This window comes from Oceanicola sp. D3 (genome assembly GCF_006351965.1).
Classification (GTDB): domain Bacteria; phylum Pseudomonadota; class Alphaproteobacteria; order Rhodobacterales; family Rhodobacteraceae; genus Vannielia.
The window spans coordinates 2,671,118-2,696,630 of record NZ_CP040932.1; the positions used below are offsets into that span (position 1 = coordinate 2,671,118).

At 64.4% G+C, this 25,513-nt stretch carries 20 protein-coding genes; 10 read left to right on the plus strand and 10 right to left on the minus strand.

Annotated features, from left to right (window positions below; all coding sequences use genetic code 11):
- Positions 1 to 2: 2 nt before the first annotated feature.
- The 3 genes from FHY55_RS13540 to lon form a co-directional block, all read right to left on the minus strand.
- Positions 3 to 431, minus strand: a complete 429-nt coding sequence (locus tag FHY55_RS13540; protein ID WP_140014702.1) for a hypothetical protein — start codon at positions 429 to 431, stop codon at positions 3 to 5.
- 70 nt (positions 432 to 501) lie between these two features.
- Positions 502 to 1,410: a MoxR family ATPase gene (locus tag FHY55_RS13545; RefSeq protein WP_140014703.1), complete on the minus strand. Its 909-nt coding sequence runs from the start codon at positions 1,408 to 1,410 to the stop codon at positions 502 to 504.
- A 170-nt stretch (positions 1,411 to 1,580) separates the two neighbouring features.
- A complete protein-coding gene (gene lon / locus FHY55_RS13550; RefSeq protein ID WP_140014704.1) occupies positions 1,581 to 3,992 on the minus strand; it encodes an endopeptidase La in 2,412 nt (803 codons plus the stop codon).
- A 454-nt stretch (positions 3,993 to 4,446) separates the two neighbouring features.
- Between lon and FHY55_RS13555 the strand changes: the two genes are divergently transcribed.
- From FHY55_RS13555 to FHY55_RS13565, 3 genes are all read left to right on the plus strand, one after another.
- Positions 4,447 to 5,430, plus strand: coding sequence for a hypothetical protein (locus FHY55_RS13555; protein ID WP_140014705.1), 984 nt, complete (start codon positions 4,447 to 4,449; stop codon positions 5,428 to 5,430).
- A 4-nt stretch (positions 5,431 to 5,434) separates the two neighbouring features.
- Positions 5,435 to 6,460 carry a hypothetical protein gene (locus FHY55_RS13560; RefSeq protein WP_140014706.1) on the plus strand — a complete coding sequence of 342 codons (1,026 nt, stop codon included), beginning with the start codon at positions 5,435 to 5,437 and terminating at the stop codon, positions 6,458 to 6,460.
- Between the two features lie 239 nt (positions 6,461 to 6,699).
- Positions 6,700 to 8,970, plus strand: coding sequence for a glycosyltransferase family 2 protein (locus tag FHY55_RS13565; protein ID WP_140014707.1), 2,271 nt, complete (start codon positions 6,700 to 6,702; stop codon positions 8,968 to 8,970).
- A 47-nt stretch (positions 8,971 to 9,017) separates the two neighbouring features.
- Here FHY55_RS13565 and FHY55_RS13570 read toward each other — a convergent pair whose 3' ends face one another.
- The 5 genes from FHY55_RS13570 to FHY55_RS13590 are packed head-to-tail and all read right to left on the minus strand — an operon-like array spanning position 9,018 to position 15,038.
- Positions 9,018 to 12,461: a 2Fe-2S iron-sulfur cluster-binding protein gene (locus FHY55_RS13570; protein ID WP_140014708.1), complete on the minus strand. Its 3,444-nt coding sequence runs from the start codon at positions 12,459 to 12,461 to the stop codon at positions 9,018 to 9,020.
- A 58-nt stretch (positions 12,462 to 12,519) separates the two neighbouring features.
- On the minus strand, positions 12,520 to 12,783 hold the full coding sequence (locus FHY55_RS13575) for a sarcosine oxidase subunit delta (protein WP_140014709.1): 264 nt from the start codon (positions 12,781 to 12,783) through the stop codon (positions 12,520 to 12,522).
- A complete protein-coding gene (locus tag FHY55_RS13580) occupies positions 12,780 to 13,286 on the minus strand; it encodes a hypothetical protein (protein ID WP_140014710.1) in 507 nt (168 codons plus the stop codon). Before FHY55_RS13580 ends, FHY55_RS13575 begins: the two co-directional genes overlap by 4 nt.
- Positions 13,283 to 13,807, minus strand: coding sequence for a hypothetical protein (locus FHY55_RS13585; protein WP_140014711.1), 525 nt, complete (start codon positions 13,805 to 13,807; stop codon positions 13,283 to 13,285). The genes FHY55_RS13580 and FHY55_RS13585 overlap by 4 nt, the downstream gene beginning before the upstream one ends.
- Positions 13,785 to 15,038, minus strand: a complete 1,254-nt coding sequence (locus FHY55_RS13590) for a sarcosine oxidase subunit beta family protein (protein WP_140014712.1) — start codon at positions 15,036 to 15,038, stop codon at positions 13,785 to 13,787. Before FHY55_RS13590 ends, FHY55_RS13585 begins: the two co-directional genes overlap by 23 nt.
- A 303-nt stretch (positions 15,039 to 15,341) precedes the next feature.
- Here FHY55_RS13590 and FHY55_RS13595 point away from each other — a divergent pair, with 303 nt between their 5' ends.
- Positions 15,342 to 15,716: a DUF1203 domain-containing protein gene (locus FHY55_RS13595; protein WP_210410487.1), complete on the plus strand. Its 375-nt coding sequence runs from the start codon at positions 15,342 to 15,344 to the stop codon at positions 15,714 to 15,716.
- A gap of 72 nt (positions 15,717 to 15,788) precedes the next feature.
- Here the strand turns inward: FHY55_RS13595 and FHY55_RS13600 are convergent, their stop codons facing one another.
- The gene (locus tag FHY55_RS13600) at positions 15,789 to 17,219 is read right to left on the minus strand and encodes a Glu/Leu/Phe/Val dehydrogenase (protein ID WP_140014713.1); all 1,431 of its coding nucleotides are present in this window, start codon (positions 17,217 to 17,219) and stop codon (positions 15,789 to 15,791) included.
- A 436-nt stretch (positions 17,220 to 17,655) separates the two neighbouring features.
- Here FHY55_RS13600 and FHY55_RS13605 point away from each other — a divergent pair, with 436 nt between their 5' ends.
- The 5 genes from FHY55_RS13605 (at position 17,656) to FHY55_RS13625 (ending at position 23,828) form a co-directional block, all read left to right on the plus strand.
- Positions 17,656 to 19,050, plus strand: a complete 1,395-nt coding sequence (locus FHY55_RS13605; RefSeq protein ID WP_168223009.1) for a TadE/TadG family type IV pilus assembly protein — start codon at positions 17,656 to 17,658, stop codon at positions 19,048 to 19,050.
- A gap of 381 nt (positions 19,051 to 19,431) precedes the next feature.
- The gene (locus FHY55_RS13610; RefSeq protein WP_140014715.1) at positions 19,432 to 20,820 is read left to right on the plus strand and encodes a TadE/TadG family type IV pilus assembly protein; all 1,389 of its coding nucleotides are present in this window, start codon (positions 19,432 to 19,434) and stop codon (positions 20,818 to 20,820) included.
- Between the two features lie 365 nt (positions 20,821 to 21,185).
- Positions 21,186 to 22,613 (plus strand): TadE/TadG family type IV pilus assembly protein, encoded by a 1,428-nt coding sequence (locus FHY55_RS13615; RefSeq protein ID WP_140014716.1) that lies wholly within the window; start codon positions 21,186 to 21,188, stop codon positions 22,611 to 22,613.
- A complete protein-coding gene (locus FHY55_RS13620; protein ID WP_140014717.1) occupies positions 22,613 to 23,227 on the plus strand; it encodes a TadE/TadG family type IV pilus assembly protein in 615 nt (204 codons plus the stop codon). Before FHY55_RS13615 ends, FHY55_RS13620 begins: the two co-directional genes overlap by 1 nt.
- Before the next feature lie 4 nt (positions 23,228 to 23,231).
- Positions 23,232 to 23,828 (plus strand): TadE/TadG family type IV pilus assembly protein, encoded by a 597-nt coding sequence (locus tag FHY55_RS13625; RefSeq protein WP_140014718.1) that lies wholly within the window; start codon positions 23,232 to 23,234, stop codon positions 23,826 to 23,828.
- Positions 23,829 to 23,941: 113 nt separating this feature from the next.
- Here FHY55_RS13625 and FHY55_RS13630 read toward each other — a convergent pair whose 3' ends face one another.
- Complete coding sequence (locus FHY55_RS13630) at positions 23,942 to 24,451, minus strand: hypothetical protein (protein ID WP_140014719.1); 510 nt, start codon at positions 24,449 to 24,451, stop codon at positions 23,942 to 23,944.
- A gap of 134 nt (positions 24,452 to 24,585) precedes the next feature.
- Here FHY55_RS13630 and FHY55_RS13635 point away from each other — a divergent pair, with 134 nt between their 5' ends.
- Entirely contained in the window at positions 24,586 to 25,497 is a 912-nt protein-coding gene (locus FHY55_RS13635) for a pirin family protein (protein WP_140014720.1), read from the plus strand.
- Positions 25,498 to 25,513: the final 16 nt, after the last annotated feature.

Below are 25,513 nucleotides of genomic sequence, written 5' to 3' on the forward strand. Positions count from 1 at the left end.
GCCTACCAAGTCATCGCTTGGGTGAGGTTCATCCAGACGTAATAGTTCACCCGCATCAGCGAGCGGTTGTTTTCAGGGATGGCCTCGATCCGGGGCTGGCGCAAATAGGCCTCTTTCACCCGAACCGGGTCATTCCCATAGCCCGCCACGCCAATGGCCAGAAAGCGCCGCCAGCGCGGCTCCAGCCCAAGGTCGATGGTGCGCGGCTCTTCCACCCCGATCACCAGAAGCACGCCGGTGATTGCGCCGGGGACAAGGCATTGGTCGTCGGTCTCGGTGGGCGGGTTCATGAGCGTGTTGATCACCCGCTCCCGGTGATATTCGTGATACTGCTGCCGCGCCTGATGCATGACAGCCCGGTTCACCTGACTCTGCATGAAGTTGGCAAACATATCCACGGCACCGCCAACGGCCTTACCTTCAATCCCCATCATATCACTCCTGTTTCAATCACTTGCACGCCAGATACACGGCGCTTGTGACAGAGAAGTTTCATATAGATCAGGCCGGTGCAAGCTCGGCCCGCACTTCCTCCAGAAGCCGCGAAGCCTCGCCGCCCTGCAACCGGGCGATGTCGTCCTGATATTTCAGGATCGCCCCGATGGTGTCGGCGATCACATCAGGGCTGATGGTGAGCACGTCGAGCGCGAGCAGGCACTTGGCCCAGTCGATTGTTTCGGCCACACCGGGCTTCTTGAACAGATCTTCGGTGCGCAGCTTCTGCACGAAGGCCACGATCTCGCGGCTCAGCGCTTCGGCGGCCTCCGGCGCACGCGCATGAAGAATTTCCAGCTCCCGGTCAAAATTCGGGTAGTCGACCCAATGATAGAGGCACCGCCGCTTCAACGCGTCATGCACTTCCCGCGTGCGGTTGGAGGTGAGGATCACGATGGGCGGCTCGGGCGCGGCGATGGTGCCAAGCTCGGGGATCGTCACCTGAAAATCGCTCAGCGCTTCCAGCAGGAAGGCTTCAAAGGGCTCATCCGTGCGGTCCAGCTCGTCAATCAGCAGCACCGGCGCCCCGCCGGGCTGCGGGCGCATCGCCTCCAGCAGGGGCCGCGCAATGAGGTACTCTTCGGTGAAAAGTTCGCTCTTCAGCGCATCCCGGTCCGCCCCGCCGCTCGCCTCGGCGGTGCGAATGGCAATCATCTGTTCCGCAAAGTTCCATTCATACACCGCGCTGGAAGCATCCAACCCCTCGTAGCACTGCAACCGGATCAGCCTGCGCCCCAGCGCGGCGGCAATCGCCTTGGCGATCTCGGTCTTGCCCACGCCCGCCTCGCCTTCAAGGAACAGCGGCCGCCCCAGCTTCAGGCTCAAAAACACCACCGTCGCCAGCGCCCGCCCGCACACGTAGCCCTCTTCGCCCAGCGCCGTCTGCACCTCATCGATGGAATTCATTGCTTTCATACGGGCCAGTCCTCCTCTGCCCGCCCATGCTGCATGGGGGGCGGCGACTTGCAAGGGCGACCAAAGCAGGACAACGGCAATATTGGCTGCACCCTGCCCGCCTGCCCGGCCCATAGAAAAAGGGCGCGCCCAGCCGGGCACGCCCCTCTTTTCTCAATGCCTTGCGGCGATCAGTGCGCCACGGCACTCCCGCTTTCGCCGCCCTTGGAGCTTGCAGCAGCGGCGGCAGCAGCCTCCTCGGCGGCCTCGTCCCACTCAATCGCTTCCGGCTCAGCCACCAGCGCGTGCTTCAGCACATCGCGCACATGGCTGACGGGGATGATCTCCAGCCCCTCCTTCACGTTGTCGGGAATGTCGCGCAGATCCTTCTCGTTCTCCTCCGGGATCAGCACCGTCTTGATGCCGCCCCGCAGCGCCGCGAGAAGTTTCTCCTTCAGCCCGCCGATTGCGGTGGCATTGCCGCGCAGGGTGACCTCGCCGGTCATGGCAATGTCACGGCGCACCGGAATCTGCGTGAGCACCGAAACGATGGCCGTCACCATCGCGAGGCCCGCACTCGGCCCGTCCTTCGGGGTCGCCCCATCCGGTACGTGCACGTGGATGTCCCACTTCTCAAAGCGCGGCGGCTTCACCCCGATCTGGGGGCTGATCGAGCGCACGTAGCTGGAGGCCGCCTCGATGGACTCCTTCATCACGTCACCCAGCTTGCCGGTTGTCTTCATCCGGCCCTTGCCGGGCAGCTTGAGCGCCTCGATAGAAAGCAGATCGCCGCCCACGGAGGTATAGGCCAGCCCGGTCACAACACCGATCTGGTCCTCCATCTCCGCCAGCCCGTAGCGATGCCGCTTCACGCCGAGGAAGTCCTCCAGCTGATCCACGTCCACATCCACCGCATCGTCCTTCTTGCGGACGATCCGGGTCACGGCTTTCCGTGCCAGCTTGGCCAACTCGCGCTCAAGGTTCCGCACGCCCGCCTCGCGGGTGTAACGGCGGATGATCTCCGTCAGCGCCTCGTCGGTCAGCGAGAACTCGGCCTTTTTCAGCCCGTGGTTCTTCTTCTGCTTCTCGATCAGGTGCTGCTTGGCGATCTCGCGCTTCTCGTCCTCGGTGTAGCCCGCCAGCGGGATAATCTCCATCCGGTCGAGCAGCGGCCCCGGCATGTTGTAGCTGTTGGCCGTGGTCAGGAACATCACGTTGCTGAGGTCGTATTCCACCTCAAGGTAGTGGTCCACGAAGGTGCCATTCTGCTCCGGGTCGAGCACTTCAAGCATGGCGCTGGCCGGATCACCGCGGAAGTCCTGCCCCATCTTGTCGATTTCATCGAGCAGGATCAGCGGGTTGGTGGTTTTGGCCTTCTTCAGCGCCTGAATGATCTTGCCCGGCATCGAGCCGATGTAGGTCCGCCGGTGGCCCCGGATCTCGGACTCATCGCGCACACCGCCTAGGCTGATACGGATAAACTCACGCCCCGTCGCCTTGGCCACGCTCTTGCCGAGCGAGGTCTTGCCCACGCCGGGAGGGCCGACGAGGCACAGGATCGGCCCCTTCAGCTTCTTGGAGCGCTGCTGCACCGCAAGATACTCGACGATCCGCTCCTTCACCTTCTCCAGCCCGTAGTGATCCTGATCGAGGATCTTCTCGGCCCGGGCGAGGTCTTTCTTCACGCGAGATTTCACGCCCCACGGAATGGCCAGCATCCAGTCGAGGTAGTTGCGCACCACCGTCGCCTCAGCGCTCATCGGGCTCATGTTCTTGAGCTTCTTGATCTCGGCATCGGCCTTTTCGCGGGCTTCCTTGCTGAGCTTGGTCTCGGCGACCTTCGCCTCCAGTTCGGCAACCTCGTTCTGGCCCTCTTCGCCGTCGCCCAGCTCCTTCTGAATGGCCTTCATCTGCTCATTCAGATAGTATTCGCGCTGGGTGCGCTCCATCTGGCTTTTCACCCGGGTCTTGATCTTTTTCTCGACCTGCAGAACGCTCATTTCGCCCTGCATCAGGCCATAGACCTTCTCCAGCCGCTCGCCCACGTCGAGGGTTTCCAGCAGCTCCTGCTTCTGGTGCACCTCAACGCCCAAGTGGCCGCTCACGAGGTCGGCCAGCTTGTCGGCGGCCTCGGCCTCGGCCACGGCGGCAAGCGCCTCCTCGGGGATGTTCTTCTTCACCTTCGCATAGCGCTCGAACTCGTCGGCCACCGAGCCGGTCAGCGCCAGCACGGTCTCTTCGTTGCCCGGCATCTCGGTGAGCAGCGCGGCGGAGGCCTCAAAATACTCATCGTTCTCAAGGTATTCCTCGATCCGCACCCGCTTGCGGCCCTCCACCAGCACCTTCACGGTGCCGTCGGGCAGCTTCAGCAGTTGCAGAACGTTGGCCAGCACCCCGGCCTTGTAGATTCCTTCGGTCGTCGGCTCATCGACGCTCGGGTCGATCTGGCTGGCAAGCAAGATCTGCTTGTCATCCCCCATCACCTCTTCCAGCGCCCGCACAGACTTTTCGCGGCCCACGAAAAGCGGGACGATCATGTGCGGAAACACCACGATGTCGCGCAGCGGCAGCACTGGGTAGGATTGGCTCAATTGCTCGTGCATGTCATGTCCTTGTTATTGGCAAGGAGGCACCGGCCCCAACCCGTTTCACGGGCATTCAGCGGCAGCCACGGCCCCCTCCGGTCTGCACCTTCAATTGGGGCCTCATACCCGCTTTTCAAGCACAACCGTTCCAGCCCGGCTATCCTGCCTGCCCGGCGCAGGGGGCACAAGCGCCGATCGCACCGGATTTGAGCCAAAAACACTTGCCATGCGCAACCATCACAAGGGGTCAAACACGGCCGCACAGACCCGCGTCATCATCTTCCCGGGCCTCGCGGAAAACGGGCCACAAACAGGCCCCTGCCCGCCACGAAGGCAAAACAATCCGCAACGCCCCGCGCGATTGTCCCCGTGCGTGGCGACAATATACCACCAAATCCGACAGCTCTCGCCCAGCCCATGCCGCAATCTGCCCGCATCTTCACGCAAAACAACATTCGTGCGGGTTATACCAATGCTCCCTGTCCTCTCGGCCCAGCGCCGCCGGATCGCCTTTTTCTCCATCACCATGTCCCTCGGCCTGCTGATGATCGGGCTGCTGCCCGGGCTGGTCTGGTACACCAAGGCCATCTCCTTCATCTTTGCCCCCTTCGTCATGGCTGGCGTGGCTGCCGCCGTGCTGGCCTGGGCCCCGTCAAAACGTGGCTGGCTGGAATGTATCGGCACCGGCGTGCTGCTCGGGGGCGGGCTTGGCGCGCTCACCCGGTTTGACGGGCTCGTCGGCCTGCCACTGGCCATCGCCATCTCTGCCGCGCTGGTCATGGTGCTGCATGAGGCATGGGCCTCCAAACTGCCGCTGCAACTCTCCTTCGTCTCCTCCGCCGCCGGGCACGTGCGCGGCGACGGGGCCGAGCTTTGGGCCGCCGTTGTGCCCGGCGCGGGCGATAGTCTGGTTTCTGAGCGCCTGATCGACATCGAGGCCGACCCGAACGATCCGGGCCACAACACTTTTTACTGCGCGCTCATGGCCTGCGGCGAGCTGGCCGAGGAGGTCACGCTCACCCTGCTGGAGCAAGACAGCTCCGGCACCGCGCGCATCCACATCGAGGGCGAAGACGCGATGGGCGTCATGTCCTCGGGGATCCTCACGATAAAGGTCACCGAGATGGACCCGGACACCACCCATATCGAGCTGCACGAAACCCGCGAGGGGATGATGGCCGGCGAGGTGATCGAGCGGTGGTTCGATGATGTGCTGGCCGGCGAGCTGCGCCACCTTCAGGCGCACTTCCTCAAGGTCAATCCGCCCGAACCTGCCGACCGCAGCGCCGAGGCTGCAGCAGGCCTGCCAGAGGCCAAGGCCGCTGCCAATCTGGCCCCGGCAGAGGCAAGGGCCATGCTGCCCAAACCAAAGGCCCCGCGCCAGATGAAAGACCTCGCCAAACTGCCCGAAGATCACCTGACCTTGCAGGCAGTGCGTCAGGCGGTGAGCGACTAACCGTGTGAGCGACGCAGCCTACCCCCCTTTCGCTGCGCAAACCGGCACAGCACAGACGGGCAGCGCCGATCTCGCGCCCACGCCCCCGGGGCTGGGCGCCCGCTTCACCGCCCGGCTCATCCGGCTGCGTCACAGCCGGGGACGCCTGCTCTACGTCGTGCTTCTGGCCTTCCTCACCGGGCTCGTGATGAACGGACCACTCGATGTGGCCTTCTCCGTCATATGGTTTCTGAGCGAGGGGTTCTCCGCGCCCATTGCGGGGCTGCAACCCGGCATCATCTGCCTGAGCTTCACCGCCGTCGTTTCGCTGATCTATGCCGTGCTCTGGGCGGTGACGATGCTGCTGCTTTTGCCGCTTCGCATGCTGACGGAATGGACGGCAACGCTGGTCTTCATCGGCGCCGTCCTTCACCGCTACGCCCCTCAGGTGCCCGAAGCCCTGCCAAGCTGGCCCCTTGTCCTCGCCACCACGAGCTGGGTATTGAATGTCGTGCTAATCAAATCCGGCCTCGCCCACCGCCCCCTGCCTTGGCTGACCCGGCACCACCGCACGCGGTTCACCCTGCCGATGCCCCCGCTGGAGGCTTACTATCGGCTGCGCGCCCGCCCCGGCCAGCCGCATTGGGACAAGGGCTGGGCCGAAGTGACCGAGGCCGTGCCGGGGGATGACAGCACCCTGCAAATCGAGGTGCGCCGCCGCGCCGGGGCGCAACGCATGTTCATCCGCTACCGCAACGAACACCCCGGCCAGAGCGTCCACATCACAGCCGCCCTCAGCCTCGAGGGCCTCGATGGCGCAGCGGTAGACGGCGAAACCCTGCGCCTCTCGCCCCATGGCAGCGGTGGCACCCTCGTAGAGGTGCAAACCCACGCCCCCCACACCATCTCCAGCCTCGCCTCCGGCCCGATGGAAGACCAGATCTCCGACTACTGGGCCCACGCCGCCGCGCAAATCTCTGGCCGCCCAGACGGCACCTTCACTCGCGCCCTCCTTCGCCCGGCAAAAGCCACCGCTGCCCAAGCGGGATAAAACGCAAAAAATCTTGCGATTCACGGCATTTGCTGCAGCGCCGCGCTTGAACCGACGGTCGAACTTGTCTAAAATTGCAGGCGTTGATGGGGCACAACGCAGGACAGTGAACAGTGATCTACGGTATCGGAACGATTGCCCTACTGTCACTTCTTGGCTTGGTCTTCTCTTTCGGCGTGACTGACGGCACCGATGATGACGACGGGCGGTCTTCCGACTTCGACAGTTTCTGATCTTCGATGACCAGCACAACCGGGCCCACTACCCGGCCAAGCGCCCTCTCTTCGCATATCCGCAAGACCCTGCTGGCCGAGGCCACGCCGCTCACCGTCATCCTGCCGTTCTACGACGAAACCGCCTACTTGGGCACCGCCCTGCGCTCGATCCGGGCACAAGGGATCGACGGGCTGCAGGTGATCGTCGTCAACGACAACCCCGAGCGCTTCGCGCAGGCAGAGGTGGAGGCGCTTGCGGCAGAGGCCATGCAGGGCGTCGAGGTGATCGGGCATGCAACCAACCGTGGCCTCTCGGCAGCCCGCAACACCGGCATGGCAGCGGCGCGGGGCGACTATATCGCCTTTCTGGATTCCGATGATTACTACGTAACCGATGGCCTCTCCGCCCAGCTCGCCGCGGCCCGGCGCAGCGGTGCCGACATCACCCACGCGCCCTGCTATCTCTCCCACCCGGGCAGCCCTCAGCTGACCGTGCTGCATCGTGATGCCGCCCTGCACATGGCCGAACGGGTCACAGACGGGCTGCGCGATGCCGAGGAGGCGCAGTTTATCGTCTCGTCCTGGTCCTCGCTCTACGCCCGGCGCTTTCTCGAAGATCACACGCTGACCTTCGACGAGGAGCAGCCCCGGTTTGAAGACCGCCTCTTCGTGCTCCAGACCACCACCCGCGCCCGCAAGATCGCCTACACCGGCACCCCTGCCCGCGTCTGGCGGCGGCGCGCCGGGTCAATCTCTGTTGCGCCCACCACCCCCGAAACACTCCGCCTTCAGGTGCAACTGCTGGAAAAATGCATGGCGCTGATCCGCGCCGAGGTCGCCGCCGAGCGCCTGCCGCCCCGCTTTGAAAAGCGCGAGCTCTTCAACTGCGTCTCCCGGCTGATCTGGGACATGGAGATCCTGCCCCTGCTGGCCGACCCGCCCGATGCCGAAACCGCCGCCCTCGGCCCGCGCGTGCAAGTGCTGCTGGGAGAGGACAGCTTTGCCAACGCCTTCTTCGATGATCCGATGGTGCAGAAAACCTCGCGCATCGGCATGGCCACCCGGCGCGGGCGGATCACCCGGCTCGATTTCTTCGAACTGCACCGGATGCTGCGCGAGGGCCGCTTTGCCGAGGCCGCTGACCTGCTGGAGGCCCGCGCGCCCCGCCCCGCCGCGCCGGTCGCCGCCTGCCCGGCGCTGCCCGGGCGGTTGGTGCTGCACCTCGGGCTGCACAAAACCGGCACCACCTTCCTGCAGCACGCGCTCCTCAGTCGCCGCACAGCGCTGGAAAAGGCTCGCGTGTTCCTGCCCGAAACCGGGCTGGCCGAGCCCGATGCCGCCCGCCCGCGCCCCGGCGGCTTTCCCGGCCACCAAGGGCTTCTGGCGGCGCACCGGCAGGGCGATGATGCGCTCTGGCGTGCCTTCTACCGCGAGGTCATCGCCGCCCGGCCCGAAACCACGGTGATCTCCTGCGAGAACATGCTGATGCCCACCGATCCGAGCCGTGCCAAGGCGATCCCGGCGCTGATGGCCCGGCTGGCAGGCTTTGGCCGTGTGGAACTCGTGGCCTTCGGGCGCAGGGCGGATGCCTATGCCGAAGCGCTCTATAAAGAGTGGGTCACCGATGGCGGGCGCGGCGGTGCGCGCACGGCGCAGGAGTTTCTCGTCGACCACGGCGCAGGCCTCACCGACTGGCCCGCCCTCTTCGCCCCTTGGGAGGCCGCAGCGGGCAGCCGGGTGAAACTTGCCGACTTCGACGCGCTGAAAGCTGAGGGGCGGCTCTGGGAGGGCTTCTGCGCGCTGGCCGGTCTGCCGGGCACCATCCCGGCCCCCTCCGGCCTGCCCCGCTATCCCTCGCCTGACCGTGAAAGCACAGAGCTGATCCGTCTGGTCAACCTGCTGACCCCGGGCCGCAACACCCGGCGCGAAATAATCCGCGGCTACTTCGCCCTCAACCCCGCGCCACGCGACCGCGCAAGCCTGTTGCCCCCCAACGCCCGCGCCGCGCTCCTCGAAGATTTCCGCCACACAAGCGCGAGCTGGGCCGCCGAGCGCGGCTATGAGCCTGACCTTGCCCGCCTCCAATCCGACCTTGCGGCAGAGCCATGGTCCGCCCTTCCCCCGATCGACCCGGCCCGGCTGGCCGACCTTGTGCAAGCGGGCAGCGCCAGCCCGGCCCTGATGACAGACGGTAAGGCAACCGCCCCAAGCCCCCCCCGCCCCGCCCGGCACGAGCCCCGCCTCGTCATTCGCCTGCGCCCCTGGGCCCGCCGCCTGCTCTCCCGCTGGCTTTGAACGCTGCGGCGACCGGCGAAACATCTTCGACGACCAATAGGGGCAGCTCAAAGCTGGCGGGCCGCGAAGCTCTTGAGGGCGTGGGCAAGCTCATCCCAAGCCGTCCCGGCCATCGAGCGAAACGTATACAGCCGAAAGCCATCGGCAGTGCGCAAGAGTGCGAGCGGCATGTGGTTCAGCAGGCTGCGGGCCGTCGCACCTTCGGCCATCGCGGCAAGATCCAGCGGAACCAAACGGGCCAGCACCTCCGCCGCCGCCTCGCCCGTCAGCTCAAACCCGGCCCAGGCATCGCTCTGATCCACCAGCGCCGCCTGCGCGACCCGCTCCGCCGCGGCCCCGATCAGCATGGCCTGCCCCGCCCCCCACCAGCACAGCCGCGCTGCGCCCTTCGCCGTGCTCTCGCCCGGTGCCGGAAACGTCATGCCCGCAATCTTCACCCGCGCCCCGCCGAGCGGCAAAACCGCCTGCATCGGCTCCGGCGGCAACGCCGAAAGCCGCAGCCCGCCCGCTTCAAGCGCCTCGCGCTCCAATGCAGGCATCGCTTGCAGGCTGGGTAAGGCCCATTGCCCCTCCGGCTCCACCGCCCCGCGCATCCGCTCGCCTTCGGGGTCAAAAAACACCGGCTCGCACACCTCGACCACCGCCCGCATGTCACGCATATGATCGACGCACTGCAGCCGCTCGCCATGCCGCGCCCGCCCGTTGCGCAAAAAGCCCAGCGCCAAGCCGCTTTCCAGCGTGGGCGACCAGCAGGCCGAGGTTGTGTAGCCCTGCGCGTTCTGCCGCACGGCCTCCGCCCCCTCCTTAAAGAGGAAAGCCCCTGCCGAAAGCGCCTTCACCGCGCCCACCGGCTTCAGCCCCACCAACTGCTCGCGCTCCGGGCCGTTCACCAGCCCGGGCCGCGCGCTCATGACCTTGCCGATGCACTCCTTCGCCAGGCTCACCATGCCGCCAAGGCCCACGTCGCCCGCCGTCACCCGCCCGTGAATCTCGGCATGGGTCACAAAGCCCTTTTCGATCCGCAGAATGTTCAGCGCCTCCATCCCATAGGCCCCGCCGCCCTCGGCCTCGGCGGCTTCCACCAGCGCGCCCCAAAGCGCCGCGCCAAACCGCGCTGGCACCGCAATCTCCCAGCCCGCCTCGCCCGAAAAGCTGATCCGAAAGAGCCGCCCGGCCACGCCCGCCACATCCACCGCCGCGCAGCCCATGAACGGCAGCTCCGGCACCTCTTTCACCACCGCGCCCAGCACCGCCCGCGCGCGCGGCCCGGCCACGGCAAACTGCGCCCAGTGCTCGGTGACAGAGATCATCTGCACATCCAGCTCGGGGGCCAGCACCTGCGCGGCAAAATCCGTGTGCCGCATCACCTGCCCCGCCGCGCCGGTGGTTGTGGTCACGAGGTAATGCTCGGCCCCCAGCCGCGCCACGGTGCCATCGTCCATCACATGGCCATCCTCGCGCAGTATCAGCCCGTAGCGCACCCGGCCCTCGCGCAGCCCCGACATCTTGCCAGTGTAGAGCAAGTCCAGCAGCGCCGCCGCGCCGGGGCCCTGCACATCCACCTTGCCGAGCGTCGACACATCGCACACGCCCACCGCGCGGCGCACCATGCCCACCTCCCGGTCGCAGGCTTGGCGCCAAGTGGTTTCACTCGCGCGCGGAAAGTAGCTGGCCCGATACCACAGCCCCGCCTCCACCATCGGCGCCCCCGCGGCCTCGGCGGCGGCATGGCTGGTGGTGCGGCGCACCGGGGCAAAGCCCTGCCCGCGCGCGCCCGCCCCCATCGCGCCAATGCTCACCGGCGCAGCAGGCGGACGATGGGTAGTGAGCCCGGTCTGCGCCAGCGTCCGCCCGGTCGCCTCCGCCAGCACCGCCATCGCCACTTCGCCCGAAACCCGCCCCTGATCGGGCGCCATCCCCTGCGTGGTATAGCGCTTGGTATGCTCGGCTCGCGCATAGCCCTCCCGCGCGGCAAGGCGAATGTCCTTCACCGTCACATCATTGGCCATGTCCAAAAAGGCGCGGCCCTTGATCTCCACAAAATGCGGCGCGTCCTCCCTCGGCCCATCCTCCGCCTCCGGCAACGCGCCCCCGTCACTCAGATCCAGCGCCTCCTGCGCCGCCGCCATGCCCGAGGCCAAGGCAGCATGCGTGCCCGCCAACCCCGCCGCGGCTCCGGCCACCACCATGCCCGGCACCGCGCCCGGCGGGGCGAGAAACATGCCTTCCCGCCACAGCGGCTTGGCCCCCAAATGGGTCGCCAGCTGAATCTGCGGGGTCCAGCCCCCACAAACCGCCAGCACATCAGCACCGATCTTCTCCCGCCTGCCCGCCACTTGCACCGTGACCGAGGTCAGCCCCATGCGCCCGGTCGTGCCCGCCACCTGCGCACCGCTGAAATACGGCGCATCCACAGGGGCCTCGCCGCCCTCGCCCGCCTCGATCACCGCCACCGGCGGCAGGCCCGCGCTTGCAAGGTCTCGGGCCGTGCGCGCCACCGCCGCGCCGCTGCCATAGACGGCCACGCGCGGCCCGGCCACAACGCCCCAGCGCTCCAAATAGGCCCGCACCCCGCTGCCCGACATCACGCCGGGCCGGTCGTTGCCCGGAAAGGCAATCATCCGCTCCACCGCACCGCTCGCCAGCACGCTCGCGCCCGCCACGATCCGCCAGAAGCAACTCGCAGGCACCCCCTCGCCCGGTTCGGCCAGATGCTCGCCCACCCGCTCCACAGCGGCGAAAGTGCCTTGGTCATACACCCCGGTCACGGCGGTGCGCGCCATCACCCGCACGTTTTCCATCACCTCAAGCTCAGCCACCACACCTGCCGCCCAAACATGGCCCGGCTGGCCCCCCACCTCCTCGCGCTCACCCAGCAAGCGCCCGCCAAAATGGCTCTGCTCGTCACAAAGGATCACCCGCTTGCCCGCCCGCCCCGCGGTGAGCGCCGCCATCAGCCCCGCCGGGCCGCCACCGATCACCAGCAGATCGCAATAGGCAAAGGCCTTCTCATGCGGCGTCTCATCATGCGCCCTCTCAAGCGCCCCGATCCCCGCCGCGCGGCGGATCAGCGGCTCATAGAGCTTGAGCCAAGCCTTCGGTGGCCACATGAAGGTCTTGTAGTAAAACCCGGCCCCGAGCCATGGGTGCAGCAGGTCATTCGCCCCCAGCAGGTCAAACCCGAGCGAGGGCCAGCGGTTCTGGCTGGTGGCACAGAGCCCGGGGTAAAGCTCTGCCATGGTGGCGCGACTGTTCGGCACCGGCCCCCAATGGCCCTTCACCGTCACCAGCCCGTTCGGCTCCTCCGGCCCGGCAGTGTAAAGCCCGCGTGGCCGGTGATATTTGAAAGACCGGGCCACCACCCGCACATCATTGGCCAAAAGCGCCGAGGCCAGCGTATCGCCCGGGTGCCCGTGCAGCATCTCCCCGTCAAAGGAAAACGGCAGCGTCCGCCCCCGGTCCAGCGCATGCCCCCGGCCCTGAAGTCTCATGGCGCAGCCACCGCTGCGGCTGGCTGTAGGGTGAGTGAATCCCACCCGCCCCGGGCCCTCACCGCGCCACCTGCCGCGCCAAGCTCACGGCCAGCACCTCATGGCTCGCCGTGTCCCGCTCCACCACCAACCAACTCGCGCACCCCGCCCCGTGATACCAAAGCTCCCGGCTCGGCCCGCAGATGTTCGCCCGGTTGTGCAGGTAGTCATCCCATGCCTCCGCCCCCGCCTCCGGATCGGGCCGGTCAAGCAGCTCCGCACCGCCCACCGGGGTAAATTCCCGGCTGTCGCGCGCACCGCAAAGAGGGCAGGCGATCCTCATCCCTCGCAGTCCGCTTCCGCCGCGCCATCCAGCCGGAAGGTCGTCACCACGTAGCCCGATGTCTCGCCGCGATCGGCCAGCACCGCGCCGCCGCTGCACGTCGTACTATTGCCATGCAGCCCCAGCCCGAAACTGCGGATCAGCAAACGGCTGTCGCTTTCTTCGACGATCTGGATGAACCCCAGATCACACAGGTCAAAACAGGTCTCCGCCGCCGGGTCCGCGCCCTCCACATCAGGCCCGGCCGCCTCGCAGCGCATGTCGGAATAATACCGCTGGCCCAAGGTTTCCGACGCAAGGCTTTCCATTTCGGGCGTGAGTTCTGCCCAAAGCTGAACGCCGCGCGTCCCCCCTTCGATGGGGTGGAAATGCAGCACCAAGCCCTGCACGCCCTGCGTCGGATTGGCCGCCATATGCGCATCCGAATAGAATCGCTGATAGCAATCCGGCCCCGCGATCGCAGGCCCGGCGGCCAGCATCGCAATCACGCCCGCCCGGATCATTGGCACACCCCCGGCGGTGCGCTCTCCAACAGATAATCGGTCAGCACATAGCGGCTCCCGTCCCCGGGCGTCACATCCGCCACCAAGGTCGAGCCACAGCCCGTCCCGTCACTCACCGCCACACCCTCAGTGCGGATCGTGAGCGCGCCCGGCTCCAGTGACACCACCTGAAAGAAGCCCCCGTCGCACTCGCCCTGACAGGTCATCACCCCGTCTTCCATCCAACCCGGCCAGCCCGAGCGCGCCTCATGCGGGCTACAGAACAACACGTTCGAATAGGTCTTCCCAGCCGTCCCGTGGACCCGGGTATAGGCGTTGTCCGCCATTGTGGCGCGGATCTCTGCCACATTGCCGCCGTGCTCCCATGGGCGAAAGGTGATCCGCAGTTTCTCCACGGTCTGCTCCGGCTGGCTCGCGAGATGTTCGGCACTGTAATCCCGCGCCCAGCACTCGCCCTCAAACTCCTGCGCCGTGGCGACCCCCGCCGCCAGCACCGCGCTAATGCAGATTATGCTGCGCACCTGTTCCCTCCTCATCCATCAATCCAATACCTGATCTGAAACGATCCAGTCGAAAGCCCGCCGCATCCGGGTGCGGGCGCTCCTGCGCAATCAGATGCGCCAGCGCAAAGCCAGAGCCGGGCACCGCCTTGAAGCCGCCGTAACACCAGCCGCAATCCAGATAGAGCCCGTCAATCGGGCCCTTGTCGATGATCGGCGAGCCATCGGGCGTCATATCCATGATCCCACCCCAGGAGCGCAGCACCTTCGCCTTGCCGATCATCGGCATCAGCGTCATCCCCGCCTCCATCACATGCTCCGCCATCGGCAGGTTCCCCCGCTGGGCGTAGCTTGGGTAGAAATCGAGATCGCCGCCAAAGACGAGGCCGCCCTTGTCCGACTGGCTGATGTAGAAGTGCCCCATGCCGAAGCTGATCACATGGTCGATCACCGGCTTCAGCCCCTCGGTCACAAAGGCCTGCAACACGTGGGACTCAATCGGCAATCGCAGCCCGGCCAACGCCGCCACCTGTCCGCTGCGCCCCGCCGTAACAATCGCCACCTTCTTGGCCCGGATCGCGCCCCGCGTGGTCTGCACACCGCGCACCCGGCCAGCCTCCACGTCGATCCCCGTCACCTCGCAGTTCTCGATCAGGTCCACGCCCCGGCTATCGGCCCCCCGCGCATAGCCCCAAGCCACCGCGTCATGCCGCGCCGTGCCGCCGCGCGGATGATACAAACCACCGTAGATCGGAAAGCGCCCCTGCTCGAAATCCAGATAAGGCAGCATCCGGCGCACACCGTCCCTGTCCAGCAGCACCGCATCATCGCCCTGGTTCACCATCGCATTGCCACGCCGCACAAAGGCATCGCGCTGCCCGTCGGAGTGGAACAGGTTGATCAGCCCACGCTGAGAATGCATCACGTTGTAGTTGAGATCCGCCGAAAGCCCCTCCCAGAGCTTCAGGCTCATCGAGTAAAACTCCGAATTCCCCGGCAAGAAGTAGTTGGCCCGCACAATCGTGGTGTTGCGCCCCACATTGCCAAGGCCAAGGCGGCCCTTCTCCAGCACGGCGATGTTCTGCAGCCCATGCTCCTTGGCGAGGTAATAGGCCGTGCTCAGCCCGTGCCCGCCCCCGCCAATGATAACCACATCATAGTCAGGCTTCGGCTCCGGCTTGCGCCACGCCGGCCGCCAGCCACGGTTGCCGGTCAGCCCCTCAGTCAGGATCTTCAGAGCGTTGTAGCGCAAACCAGCCCCCTAAACTGCCCCCAGAAAACCAGCCCGCCCACACGAAAACAAGGCCATTAACGACACCCCGCGTCGCTCACGGCCCCGGTTCATTTTTTTTCTGCAAATATCCACCAAATCTCTTTCGGTACCCGCCCAAAGCGCAAGCTCCGGGTCGCCTGCCGGGCGCATGCCGGGCCACAACACCCCGGCAAAGCAAGGAGCCAGCCCATGAGTTTTCGCATCACCGGCCTCGATCCCGCCCCCTTCCGCCCGCTCTAAGGGCTCCCCGAGGCTGAACTCGCCCAGCGCGGTGCCCTCCGGATGACGGTCAACGCCCAGCCCGGCTTCCCCGACCGGATCACAATGGAAGACGTCCCCAAGGGCGAAACCGTCCTCCTGCTCAACCACACCTGCATGCCCAAACCCTCGCCCTACCGCACCAGCCACGCGATTTTCGTGCGCGAGGGCGCGCGCAAGCCCTATGACGCCACCGGCGAGGTGCCCCAAGTCATGCACCGCCGAATGCTCTCGCTGCGGGGCTTCGACCATACGGGCATGATGCTGGAAGCCGATCTGGCAGAGGGCGACGCCATCGCCGAGGCCATCCTGCGCCTCTTCTCCAACCGGGCAATTACCGAAATTCACGCCCATAACGCAGCTCGCGGCTGCTACTCGGGCCTGATCACCCGCGCCTGAGCCTGCAAAGGGAGGGCAAAGCGCGCGGGGTGGGCGGGCGGGAGCGCGCTTTGCCCTCCCGCCCGGTCCGTCCTACAGCCCCTTGGCCCGGTAGCTCGCCGCCACCTTGGCGATCGAGGCAAGGTAGGCCGCGGTGCGCAGGTCGTTCACGCCCTTGCGCTCATGCCAAATCTCCGAGATCGACTGATAGGCAATCCGCATCGTGTCATCGAGGCCCGAGCGCACCAGCTCCAGTTCATCGGCACCGCGCAGGTACTTTTCCTTGAACGTCGGCGTCATCGACCACGCATCACCCAGGTGCCGGTCGAGCCGCTCCAGCTCGTCGATGATCAGCTGGTGGCGCGCCTCCTCCTGCCGCCTCTGCATCCGGCCAAAGCGAATATGGCTGAGGTTCTTCACCCACTCGAAGTAACTCACCGTCACACCGCCCGCGTTGGCATACATGTCGGGGATAATCACACAGCCCCGCTCGCGCAGGATCTCGTCGGCCCCAGCCGTCACCGGGCCATTGGCGGCCTCGATGATCAGCGGTGCCTTCACCCGCGCGGCATTTTCGAGGTTGATCACCCCCTCCATCGCCGCCGGAATGAGAATGTCGCACTCCTCCTCCAGCACCTTGGCGCCCTCGGCCGTGTGGTTGGCATCCGGAAAGCCGCTGACCCCGCCATGCTTGACGATCCACGCCCGCACCGCTTCCACATCCAGCCCGGCCTCCGAAAACAGCGCCCCGTCATGCTCGATGATCCCGGTGATCTTGCAGCCATCCTCCTTCTGCAAGAACAGCGCAGCGTGATAGCCCACATTGCCGAGGCCCTGCACGATTACCCGCTTGCCATCAAGCTTGCCCTCCAGCTTGGCCGCCTTCACATCCTCCGGGTGGCGGAAGAACTCGCGCAGCGCATATTGCACGCCCCGCCCCGTCGCCTCCGTGCGGCCCTGAATGCCGCCGCCGTTGATCGGCTTGCCCGTCACGCAGGCCGCGCCGTTGATATCGGTGGTGTTCATCCGCTTGTATTGGTCGGCGATCCACGCCATCTCGCGCTCACTGGTGCCCATGTCGGGCGCGGGCACATTCTGGGCCGGGTTGATCAGGTCGCGCTTGATGAGTTCATAGGCAAAGCGGCGGGTAATCCGCTCCATCTCTTCTTCGTCATAATCGCGCGGGTTGATGCACAGCCCCCCTTTGGAGCCACCAAACGGCGCTTCCACCAGCGCACATTTATAGGTCATCAGCGCGGCGAGCGCCTCCACCTCGTCCTGATTGACGCTGAGCGCAAAGCGAATGCCCCCTTTCACCGGCTCCATATGCTCCGAATGCACACTCCGGTATCCGGTGAAGGTCTCGATCTTGCCACGCAACCGCACCCCGAAGCGCACGGTATAGGTGGCGTTGCAGACCCGGATCTTCTCCTCCAGCCCCGGCGGAAGATCCATCAACGCGACCGCGCGGTTGAACATCATGTCAACGGACTGACGGAATGTGGGTTCGTTCTTGGGCGCCATGGCGCACTCCTCCCTTGTCGATGGACCCGCCGCATTCTGCGAGCGGACTCGGGGTGATGCTAACGGGGCCTATAGCCGATGACACATGAAAACTTCATGTAGGCCGCCGCCCACCACCATATCCGCGCCACATTCCCCCGCCCCTCACCAGCCCCACCCGGGCCAAAACAGGGCAATTCCCGCCCAAAGCGACGAGTTTACGCTGGGTGATTCCCCGCACGGAGCAACGGCGAAAAGAAACAAACCCAAATCCTCACCACCCACTGTTTCCGATTACATGCCACATTCCGATCTATTTGCGGCAAATTCCCCCCAAAAAAGGCCCCGGAGCGGCAAAAATGGCGGAATTTCCTAAATCGCTCTTCAAATGAGGCTCGAATGTGGAGATATATGTTCACAACTCAGGTGGGGGCCTGACAACACCGGTGCCCCGACCATGACCGAGCTGAGATCCACCCCCACCGAAAGCCAGAGCCGCTTCTCTGCCTTCGCGCGTGACGAAGACGGCGGTCTCATCATCTTCTCGCTGTTCCTCTTCGTCTGCATGATGCTCGCCGTGGGCCTCTCGATTGACGTGATGCGCACCGAAATGGCCCGCACCCGCCTGCAAAACGTCGCTGACAATGCCGTGCTCGCCGCGGCCTCCATGGAACAGACGATCGCCCCCGAGACCGTGGTCAACGACTATTTTGAAAAGGCCGGCCTCGCCAGCAACCTCGATGGCGTTACCGTGTCTCAGGGTGCCAACTACAAGACAGTTTCTGCCAAAACCAACACCAAGCTGCCGATGTATTTCCTCGGCATGGTCGGGATCGACAAGATGGAGGCCAAGTCGGAAGGCACCGCCACCGCAGGCTATACCGACGTCGAAGTCAGCCTCGTGCTCGATATCACCGGCTCAATGGGCTCCAACAACAAGCTGCCCAACCTCAAAAGCGCCGCCAAGGATTTTGTCGATACCGTGCTCGACCCGTCCCAGCCGGGCTCTGTCTCGCTCAGCCTCGTCCCCTACTCCGCACAGGTCAACATCGGTGCCGATATGATGGCCGAGCTGAACGTGCCGCAAGAGCATAGCTTCACCCATTGCGTCGACTTCCAAGAGGCCGACTTCACAGGCACCGGCGTGTCACTCACCCAGCAATACAAGCACATGCAGCACTTCCAGTATTACCCATCGGAAACCACGCCGATCGACAACCCCGGCTGCGTGCAGCAGAGCTATGAGCAGGTCACACCGCACAGCCAGAACAACGCGGCCCTGAAAGCCCAGATCAACCAGTTCCAGGCCCGTGCCAACACCGCCATCCACCTCGGCATGAAGTGGGGCGTGGCGCTGCTCGACCCCTCGATGCAGCCGGTGATCCAGAGCATGGCCGCCAAAGGCAAGGCAGACGCCGCCTTCGCCAACCGCCCCTTTAGCTACAGCCGCCCGAACACCTCCAAGGTGGTCGTGCTGATGACCGACGGCGAAAACGTCGATACCGTTCGCCTGAGGGATCAGTACTACAACAGCCAAAACGAAATCGACCGCTGGAACGCGGAGTCGGTCTACGACTACGCCACCAGCAAAGGCCACAACTGGCAGTCCTACATCGAAACAAAGTACTCCGCCTCCAAGGCCGACAGCATGCTCAGCAACATTTGCGACGCCGCCAAGGCGCAGGGCATCATCGTCTACACCGTGGGCTTCGAAGTCAGCACCCACAGCGCCAACGTGATGCGCAACTGCGCTTCGACCCCCTCGCACTACTTCGATGTGAGCGGCACCGAAATCTCCGAAGCCTTCGCTGCCATCGCCCGCAACATCAGCTCGCTGCGCCTCACCAACTGATCGCACCGCACATAGCCACCAAACGGCCCGCGCCGCCCGACAAGGCCGCGCGGGCCGTGTGCGTGAGTGGCGCCCTCCAATGGACCGGCGGCCCAGCGTACCTGCGGTTCCCGAACCTCCCCTGAAGCTCCCTGCCGCCCAACACTCCGGCCAGTGATTCTCCCCCTTCTGCCACATTCATTTTCAACAGTTCCGCGCAGAACCGAGACTGTTTCCGTTTCCGTTTCTAATTGACGGGCAATTATGTCCATTTCGCCTCAATTAAGTCCCGATTTAGCGATTTTCCGGGCTCTCTGCCTTTTTCCCTAACGGAACGTGACCGAATTGGGGCAATATTGTCTCAATAACCGGGTGGGGGCCCAGTTTCCGGCGGTGCATGCCATGACCAAGATCCAAAATTCATCTCGCTTTGATCGCCTCGATCGCTTCGCGCGTGAAGAGGACGGCGGTCTCATCATCTTCTCGCTCTTCCTCTTCGTCTGCATGATGCTCGCCGTTGGCATCGGCATCGACGTGATGCGCACCGAGATGGCCCGCACCCGCCTGCAAAACACCGCCGACTCCGCCGTGCTCGCCGCGGCCTCGATGGAACAGTCGATGGATCCCCACACCGTGGTGCAGGACTACTTCGAAAAGGCCGGCCTCGCCGACAACCTCGAAGGCATCACCGTCACCCAGGGCGCCAACTACAAAACCGTCTCCGCCAACACCAACACCAAACTGCCGATGTTCTTCCTCGGCATGGTCGGTATCGACAAGATGGAGGCCAAGTCGCACGGCACCGCCACCGCAGGCTACACCGATGTGGAAGTCAGCCTCGTGCTCGACGTCACCGGCTCCATGGGCTCCAACAACAAGCTGCCCAACCTGAAAACCGCCGCGAAGGAATTTGTCGACACCGTGCTGGACCCAAACCAGCCCGGCTCGGTCTCGCTCAGCCTCGTGCCCTATTCCGCCCAGGTGAACATCGGTGCCGAGATGATCGGCGAACTCAACGTGCCGCTCTCCCACCCCCATTCCTACTGCGTGGATTTTGAGGCGGCCGACTTCACCAGCGCCAGCGTATCGCTCACCAAGCAATACGACCACATGCAGCACTTCCAATACTACAGCTCGGCCTCCACCCCGATCGACAACCCCGGCTGCGTTCAGCAAAGCTACGAGCAGGTCACGCCCTTCTCGCAAAACCGGGCCGCCCTCAAGGGCCAGATCGACCAGTTTCAGGCCCGCGCCAACACCGCCATCCACCTCGGCATGAAGTGGGGCGTGGCCCTGCTCGACCCCTCGATGCAGCCGGTGATCCAAACGCTCGCCGCCTCCGGCCACGCCGATGCCGCCTTTGCCAACCGGCCCTATTCCTACAGCCGCGCCAACACGCAAAAGATCGTCGTGCTGATGACCGATGGCGAAAACGTCAACACCGTGCGCCTCAAGCCCCAGCATTACGACTCGGGCGATGAGATCGAGCGCTGGTACCAGCACTCCGTTGTCGCCTACGCGTCCAGCAAAGGCCAGAACTGGCAGAACTACGTCGAAACCCGCTACAGCTCTTCCACCGCCGATACGATGCTCGGCAACATCTGCGACGCCGCCAAGGCGCAGGGCATCACTGTCTATACCATCGGCTTCGAAGTGAGCACCCACAGCGGCAACGTGATGCGCAACTGCGCCACCACTCCGGCCCACTACTTCGATGTGAGCGGCACCGAAATCTCCGATGCCTTCGCCGCCATCGCACGTAACATCAGCACGCTCCGTCTCACCAACTGACGGCCCCCAACCGCAACCCGGGGGCTGGAGGATGCGAAAGATGATGAAGCAAGATCCGCACCCGCTGCCGAAGCCCGCTTCGGCCACGCCTGCCAGCGCCTCGGCGCAGGGGCTGCAGGTCGCTCGGGGGGGCGGTGGCCGGGGAGCTGGGCTGGGGGGCCCGCACCCCGGCCATCAGCGCCCAGCCCGCCGCGCCGCGCCTCAATTGCAAAGGTTAATTCCTGATTTGAGACGGGGTTTCGCCCCATTTTCGACACCCTCATACCGGCAAATGCCCCAGCGCGACCTGCGTTTGATGAAGGGCACACTGCCCGGAACGGCACAGGTCTTGCGGCAAATGCAAAGGACCAGCCGGTATGGCCCAGATGAAAAATCTGATCACTGCGGGGGCGGAGAAAGAACAAGCGCAGAAGGGGGCAATCGGCCGCCTGAAACGCTTTGCCGAGGAGACCGAGGGCAACCTCATCCTCTTCGCGCTCTTCCTGCTCGTCTGCATGTGCATGGCCGTCGGAATCGGTATTGATGTCATGCGCTTCGAGATGACACGAACCAAGCTGCAGAACACCCTCGACAGGGCCGTTCTCGCAGCCGCCGACATGGACCAGACGCTGGACCCCGAGGAAGTCGTCGCCGATTACTTCTCCCGCGCCGGTCTCGGCGACTTCAACATCGACGTCACCGTTGATGAGGGTCTGAACTACCGCAACGTTCAGGCCACCACCGAAGCCGAGATCAAAACGCTGCTGATGCGCATGGTGGGCGTCAAGACATTCACCGCACCAGCTTCGGGCACCGCCGAAGAACGTGTGTCCAACGTCGAAATCTCCCTCGTCCTCGATATCTCGGGTTCGATGGGCTCGAACCACAAGATCAACAACCTGCGCAGCGCCGCCAAGGACTTTGTGGATTCAGTCGTCGTCGATGACGCTGATGGCCAGATCTCGCTCAGCCTCGTGCCCTACACCGCCCAGGTCAACGCTGGCCCCAACATCTTCAACCAGCTCCAGAAAAACAACAACGGCCGCCACAGCTACTCCCACTGCATCGACTTCGATTCCTCGGACTTCGACACCACGACGATCTCGATGACGAAGAACTACCAGCAGATGCAGCACTTCGAGTGGTCGAGCGAAAACTACCGCCCGATCCGCAACCCCGGCTGCCCGATGCGGGACTACGAGCGTATCGTGGCCCTGAGCAAGAACACCGCGGAGCTGAAAGACACCATCGACGACTACCGCGCCCGCGCCAACACCGCGATCCACATCGGCATGAAGTGGGGCACCGCCCTGCTCGACCCTTCGATGCGCACGATCGTGAACAACCTGCGCGCCGCCAACGTGGTGGATGATGCCTTCATCGACCGTCCCGCCGACTACGACGACGACGAGACCCTCAAGGTCGTGGTGCTGATGACCGACGGCGAAAACGTGGATACCTACCGGATTCAGAGCTGGGCCTATAACTCCAACTCCGAATATGCCCACTGGGACAAATATCCGCTGTGGTACTACCTCTACCGCTACGTGAACTCGCGCAACCGCTCGCAGTATTACTACCGCAAGTACTCGGCCAGCCAGGCTGACACGATGCTCGACAACATCTGCACCGCCGCCAAGAGCGCCGGGATCACCGTGTTCACCATTGGCTTTGAAGTCACCAACCACTCTGCCGGCGTGATGCAAGACTGCGCCTCCTCGCCCTCCCACTTCTTCCGGGTGGAAGGCACCGAGATCTCCGAGGCCTTCTCGGCCATCGCACGGCAAATCAACCAGCTGCGTCTGCTCAACTGATGGGGGCCCTGATGCCGACAGACCAAATGCACAAGCCGGAGCGGCGACCTCGCCGCATCCCGGGCGGGCCCGCGAGCAAACTCGCGGCCCGTCTGCTCCGCTTCCGTCGCCGTGAAGAGGGCAACACCACGATCGAATTCGTGATCCTCTTCCCGATCTTCATCATTATTTTCATGTCCTGTTTCGAACTGGGCATGCTGATGACCCGGCAGGTGATGCTGGAGCGTGCGCTCGACCTTTCGGTTCGCGATTTGCGCCTTGGCCACTGGAAGCCCCCCACGCATGACGAGCTGAAAAAGGCCCTCTGCGACCGCGCGGGCGTCATTCCCGATTGCTTGAACTCAATGCTGATCGAGCTGCAACCGGTGTCGAAGACAACCTGGACGCCCCTTCCCCCACAGGCCACCTGCGTTGACAAGTCTGCCCCGATCCAGCCGGTGACCACCTTCAACGGTGGCAATGAAAACCAAATGATGATCGTGCGCGCCTGCGCTGTCACGAAGCCTTGGTTCGTCGCAACGGCGCTCGGTCTGAAACTGCCTTTGGTCGATGGGGAGAATTACGCAATCGTGTCTTCCTCGGCCTTCGTTAATGAACCCGGCGCAGGAGGCTGATGCCATGCTGACCACTCTTCGCACATTCCGTGCCCGTCTCGCGGCCTTCGCCGTGGACGCGCGCGGATCGCTCTCGGTCGAGGCCGCGCTGATCCTGCCGCTGCTCTGCTGGTTCTACGTGGCCAGTTTCGTCTGGTTCGATGCCTTCCGCACCCAGAACTCCAACCTCAAGGCAACCTACACCCTTGCCGATATGCTGAGCCGCGAGACGGATCCCGTGTCCGAGCCCTACCTCAAGGGCCTCAACACCGTGTACGACTATCTCACCACCACCCGGCACCCCACCTACATCCGGGTGACCGTGGTCAAATGCACCGACAACGACGGTGACGAAATCGACGATTGCCTGACCGACTCGCGCAATCTTCAGGTCGATTGGTCCTATGCCACCACAGGTCGCTCTAAGCTCACCAATGCCACGCTTGCCGACTATGAAGACAATATCCCACTGATGCCGAAAGGCGATCAGGTGATCTTGCTCGAAACCTTCATGGCCTACGAGCCGCTGTTCAACGCGGGCATTCCCGCCTCGAGTTTCGAAAACTTCGTCATCACCCGCCCGCGCTTTGCACCGCAGCTCTGTTACCAGACCTGTAGCTGATCCCGGGCAAAATGCTAAGCGAACGGGCGGTTAACCCCGCCCGTTTTGCATTTATGCATAGGTATGGAATGTGCATAGGTTGTGCATAGGATGTTGCCCATGCAATTCCGGGGTTAACGCCCCTCGTCGCCACCCTCGTCCGGGCGTTCCTGCAAAGCGCGTTCAGCCATCCCGGCCTCGATGAATTGCGCCATCGCCTTGCCCGCCGCAGGGTGCACAACGCCGCCAATGGCCACCGTGCGCCCGCGCACCCACCACAAGCCCGGACCCCATCCAAACGGTTGTTTTTTCTGCATTTTCAGCACGAAGCCGCCCGCGGGTTTCAAGGCAAAGGCGCCGCGTTCAACCTTGGTGACGTCTTCCAACCGCGCCAGCACGCGCCCGTCTTCCAGCGCCAGCACCCCGTCCTGAAGCACCAAGCCGCCCTCGGTCGCCTGCCACAGCCACACGCCCATGGCCACCACAAGCCCCCCAAACACCACCAAAAGCCCCCGCCCCCAAAGCGGCCCTTCGCCTGAAAATCCCATTTTGAACAGGACGATAGCCAGCAGTGCAAACATGGCTGCGGCGAAGATGCGGCGCAGGAGCGAGGCCCCGATGCGGAAGTCTGGTTGCTCTGTCATGCCCTCTCATAGCAGCCCCTTGGCGCGGCGCAATCCTGTGCGCAAATGCACGCGCTGCAGTCCGCAAGCGCATATCTGCGCTTATTGCGACAATGCCCCCCGCGCCCTATCTTTAGCCGTGAAAGGAGACTTCCATGTCCATCCGCCCCGTCACCGAACTCCGCCCCGCCCAAGCCACTCTGGAGGGCGCCGGCGTCAAGCTGCACCGTGCCTTCGGGTTCCATAACCCCAAGGAACTAGACCCTTTTCTGCTTTTCGACGACTTCCGCAACGAGCGGCCAGAAGACTTCATCAAGGGCTTCCCCTGGCACCCGCATCGTGGCATCGAGACAATCACCTACGTGCTCGCGGGCACCGTCGAACACGGTGACAGCCTCGGCAATCGCGGCGTTCTCGGCCCGGGTTCGATCCAGCTGATGACCGCCGGATCGGGGATCATGCACCAGGAAATGCCCTCCGGAAACAACAAGGGCCAGATGCACGGCTTCCAGCTCTGGGGCAACCTGCCCGCCTCGCTGAAGATGACAGCCCCCCGCTACCAAGACATCGAGGGCACGGAACTGCCTGAAATCATTGACGATGACGGCACCCGCATCAAGGTCGTGATCGGTGACTATCGCGGCTACAAGAGCCCTGTCGACGGCATCGCCGCCGATCCTCAGTATCTCGACATTTCCGTGCCCGCCGGGGTGCGCAAATCCTTCAAGGTCGACACCTATCGCCGCGCCTTCGCCTATGTTTTCGAAGGCGATGGCCGCTTTGCCGACGCCTCCGCGCCGGGTGGGGTGTTGCTTGAAAAAGAGGTGATGGGCGAGGAGGTGAACATCCGTGACCTTTCGGGTGACCGAACCCTCGTGCGTTTCGGCACGGGCGACGAAGTGACTGTTCAGGCAGGCGAAAATGGCATCCGCTTCCTGCTCATCTCCGGCGCGCCGATCGAGGAGCCGGTGGCTTGGCATGGGCCGATCGTGATGAACCGCCCCGAAGAGTTGCAGCAGGCGATGGCCGATCTCCGCAATGGCACTTTCGTCAAACCGGCGCACTAACGTGAGGCGGGACACG

What these genes read in the sequence shown, in the direction of transcription:
- FHY55_RS13540 (WP_140014702.1), bottom strand. Translation starts at nt 431, where the DNA reads ATGGGGATTGAAGGTAAGGCCGTTGGCGGTGCCGTGGATATGTTTGCC.
- FHY55_RS13545 (WP_140014703.1), bottom strand. Translation starts at nt 1,410, where the DNA reads ATGAAAGCAATGAATTCCATCGATGAGGTGCAGACGGCGCTGGGCGAA.
- lon (WP_140014704.1), bottom strand. Translation starts at nt 3,992, where the DNA reads ATGCACGAGCAATTGAGCCAATCCTACCCAGTGCTGCCGCTGCGCGAC.
- FHY55_RS13555 (WP_140014705.1), top strand. Translation starts at nt 4,447, where the DNA reads ATGCTCCCTGTCCTCTCGGCCCAGCGCCGCCGGATCGCCTTTTTCTCC.
- FHY55_RS13565 (WP_140014707.1), top strand. Translation starts at nt 6,700, where the DNA reads ATGACCAGCACAACCGGGCCCACTACCCGGCCAAGCGCCCTCTCTTCG.
- FHY55_RS13570 (WP_140014708.1), bottom strand. Translation starts at nt 12,461, where the DNA reads ATGAGACTTCAGGGCCGGGGGCATGCGCTGGACCGGGGGCGGACGCTG.
- FHY55_RS13575 (WP_140014709.1), bottom strand. Translation starts at nt 12,783, where the DNA reads ATGAGGATCGCCTGCCCTCTTTGCGGTGCGCGCGACAGCCGGGAATTT.
- FHY55_RS13580 (WP_140014710.1), bottom strand. Translation starts at nt 13,286, where the DNA reads ATGATCCGGGCGGGCGTGATTGCGATGCTGGCCGCCGGGCCTGCGATC.
- FHY55_RS13595 (WP_210410487.1), top strand. Translation starts at nt 15,342, where the DNA reads ATGACGGTCAACGCCCAGCCCGGCTTCCCCGACCGGATCACAATGGAA.
- FHY55_RS13600 (WP_140014713.1), bottom strand. Translation starts at nt 17,219, where the DNA reads ATGGCGCCCAAGAACGAACCCACATTCCGTCAGTCCGTTGACATGATG.
- FHY55_RS13605 (WP_168223009.1), top strand. Translation starts at nt 17,656, where the DNA reads ATGACCGAGCTGAGATCCACCCCCACCGAAAGCCAGAGCCGCTTCTCT.
- FHY55_RS13610 (WP_140014715.1), top strand. Translation starts at nt 19,432, where the DNA reads ATGACCAAGATCCAAAATTCATCTCGCTTTGATCGCCTCGATCGCTTC.
- FHY55_RS13615 (WP_140014716.1), top strand. Translation starts at nt 21,186, where the DNA reads ATGAAAAATCTGATCACTGCGGGGGCGGAGAAAGAACAAGCGCAGAAG.
- FHY55_RS13620 (WP_140014717.1), top strand. Translation starts at nt 22,613, where the DNA reads ATGGGGGCCCTGATGCCGACAGACCAAATGCACAAGCCGGAGCGGCGA.
- FHY55_RS13625 (WP_140014718.1), top strand. Translation starts at nt 23,232, where the DNA reads ATGCTGACCACTCTTCGCACATTCCGTGCCCGTCTCGCGGCCTTCGCC.
- FHY55_RS13630 (WP_140014719.1), bottom strand. Translation starts at nt 24,451, where the DNA reads ATGACAGAGCAACCAGACTTCCGCATCGGGGCCTCGCTCCTGCGCCGC.
- FHY55_RS13635 (WP_140014720.1), top strand. Translation starts at nt 24,586, where the DNA reads ATGTCCATCCGCCCCGTCACCGAACTCCGCCCCGCCCAAGCCACTCTG.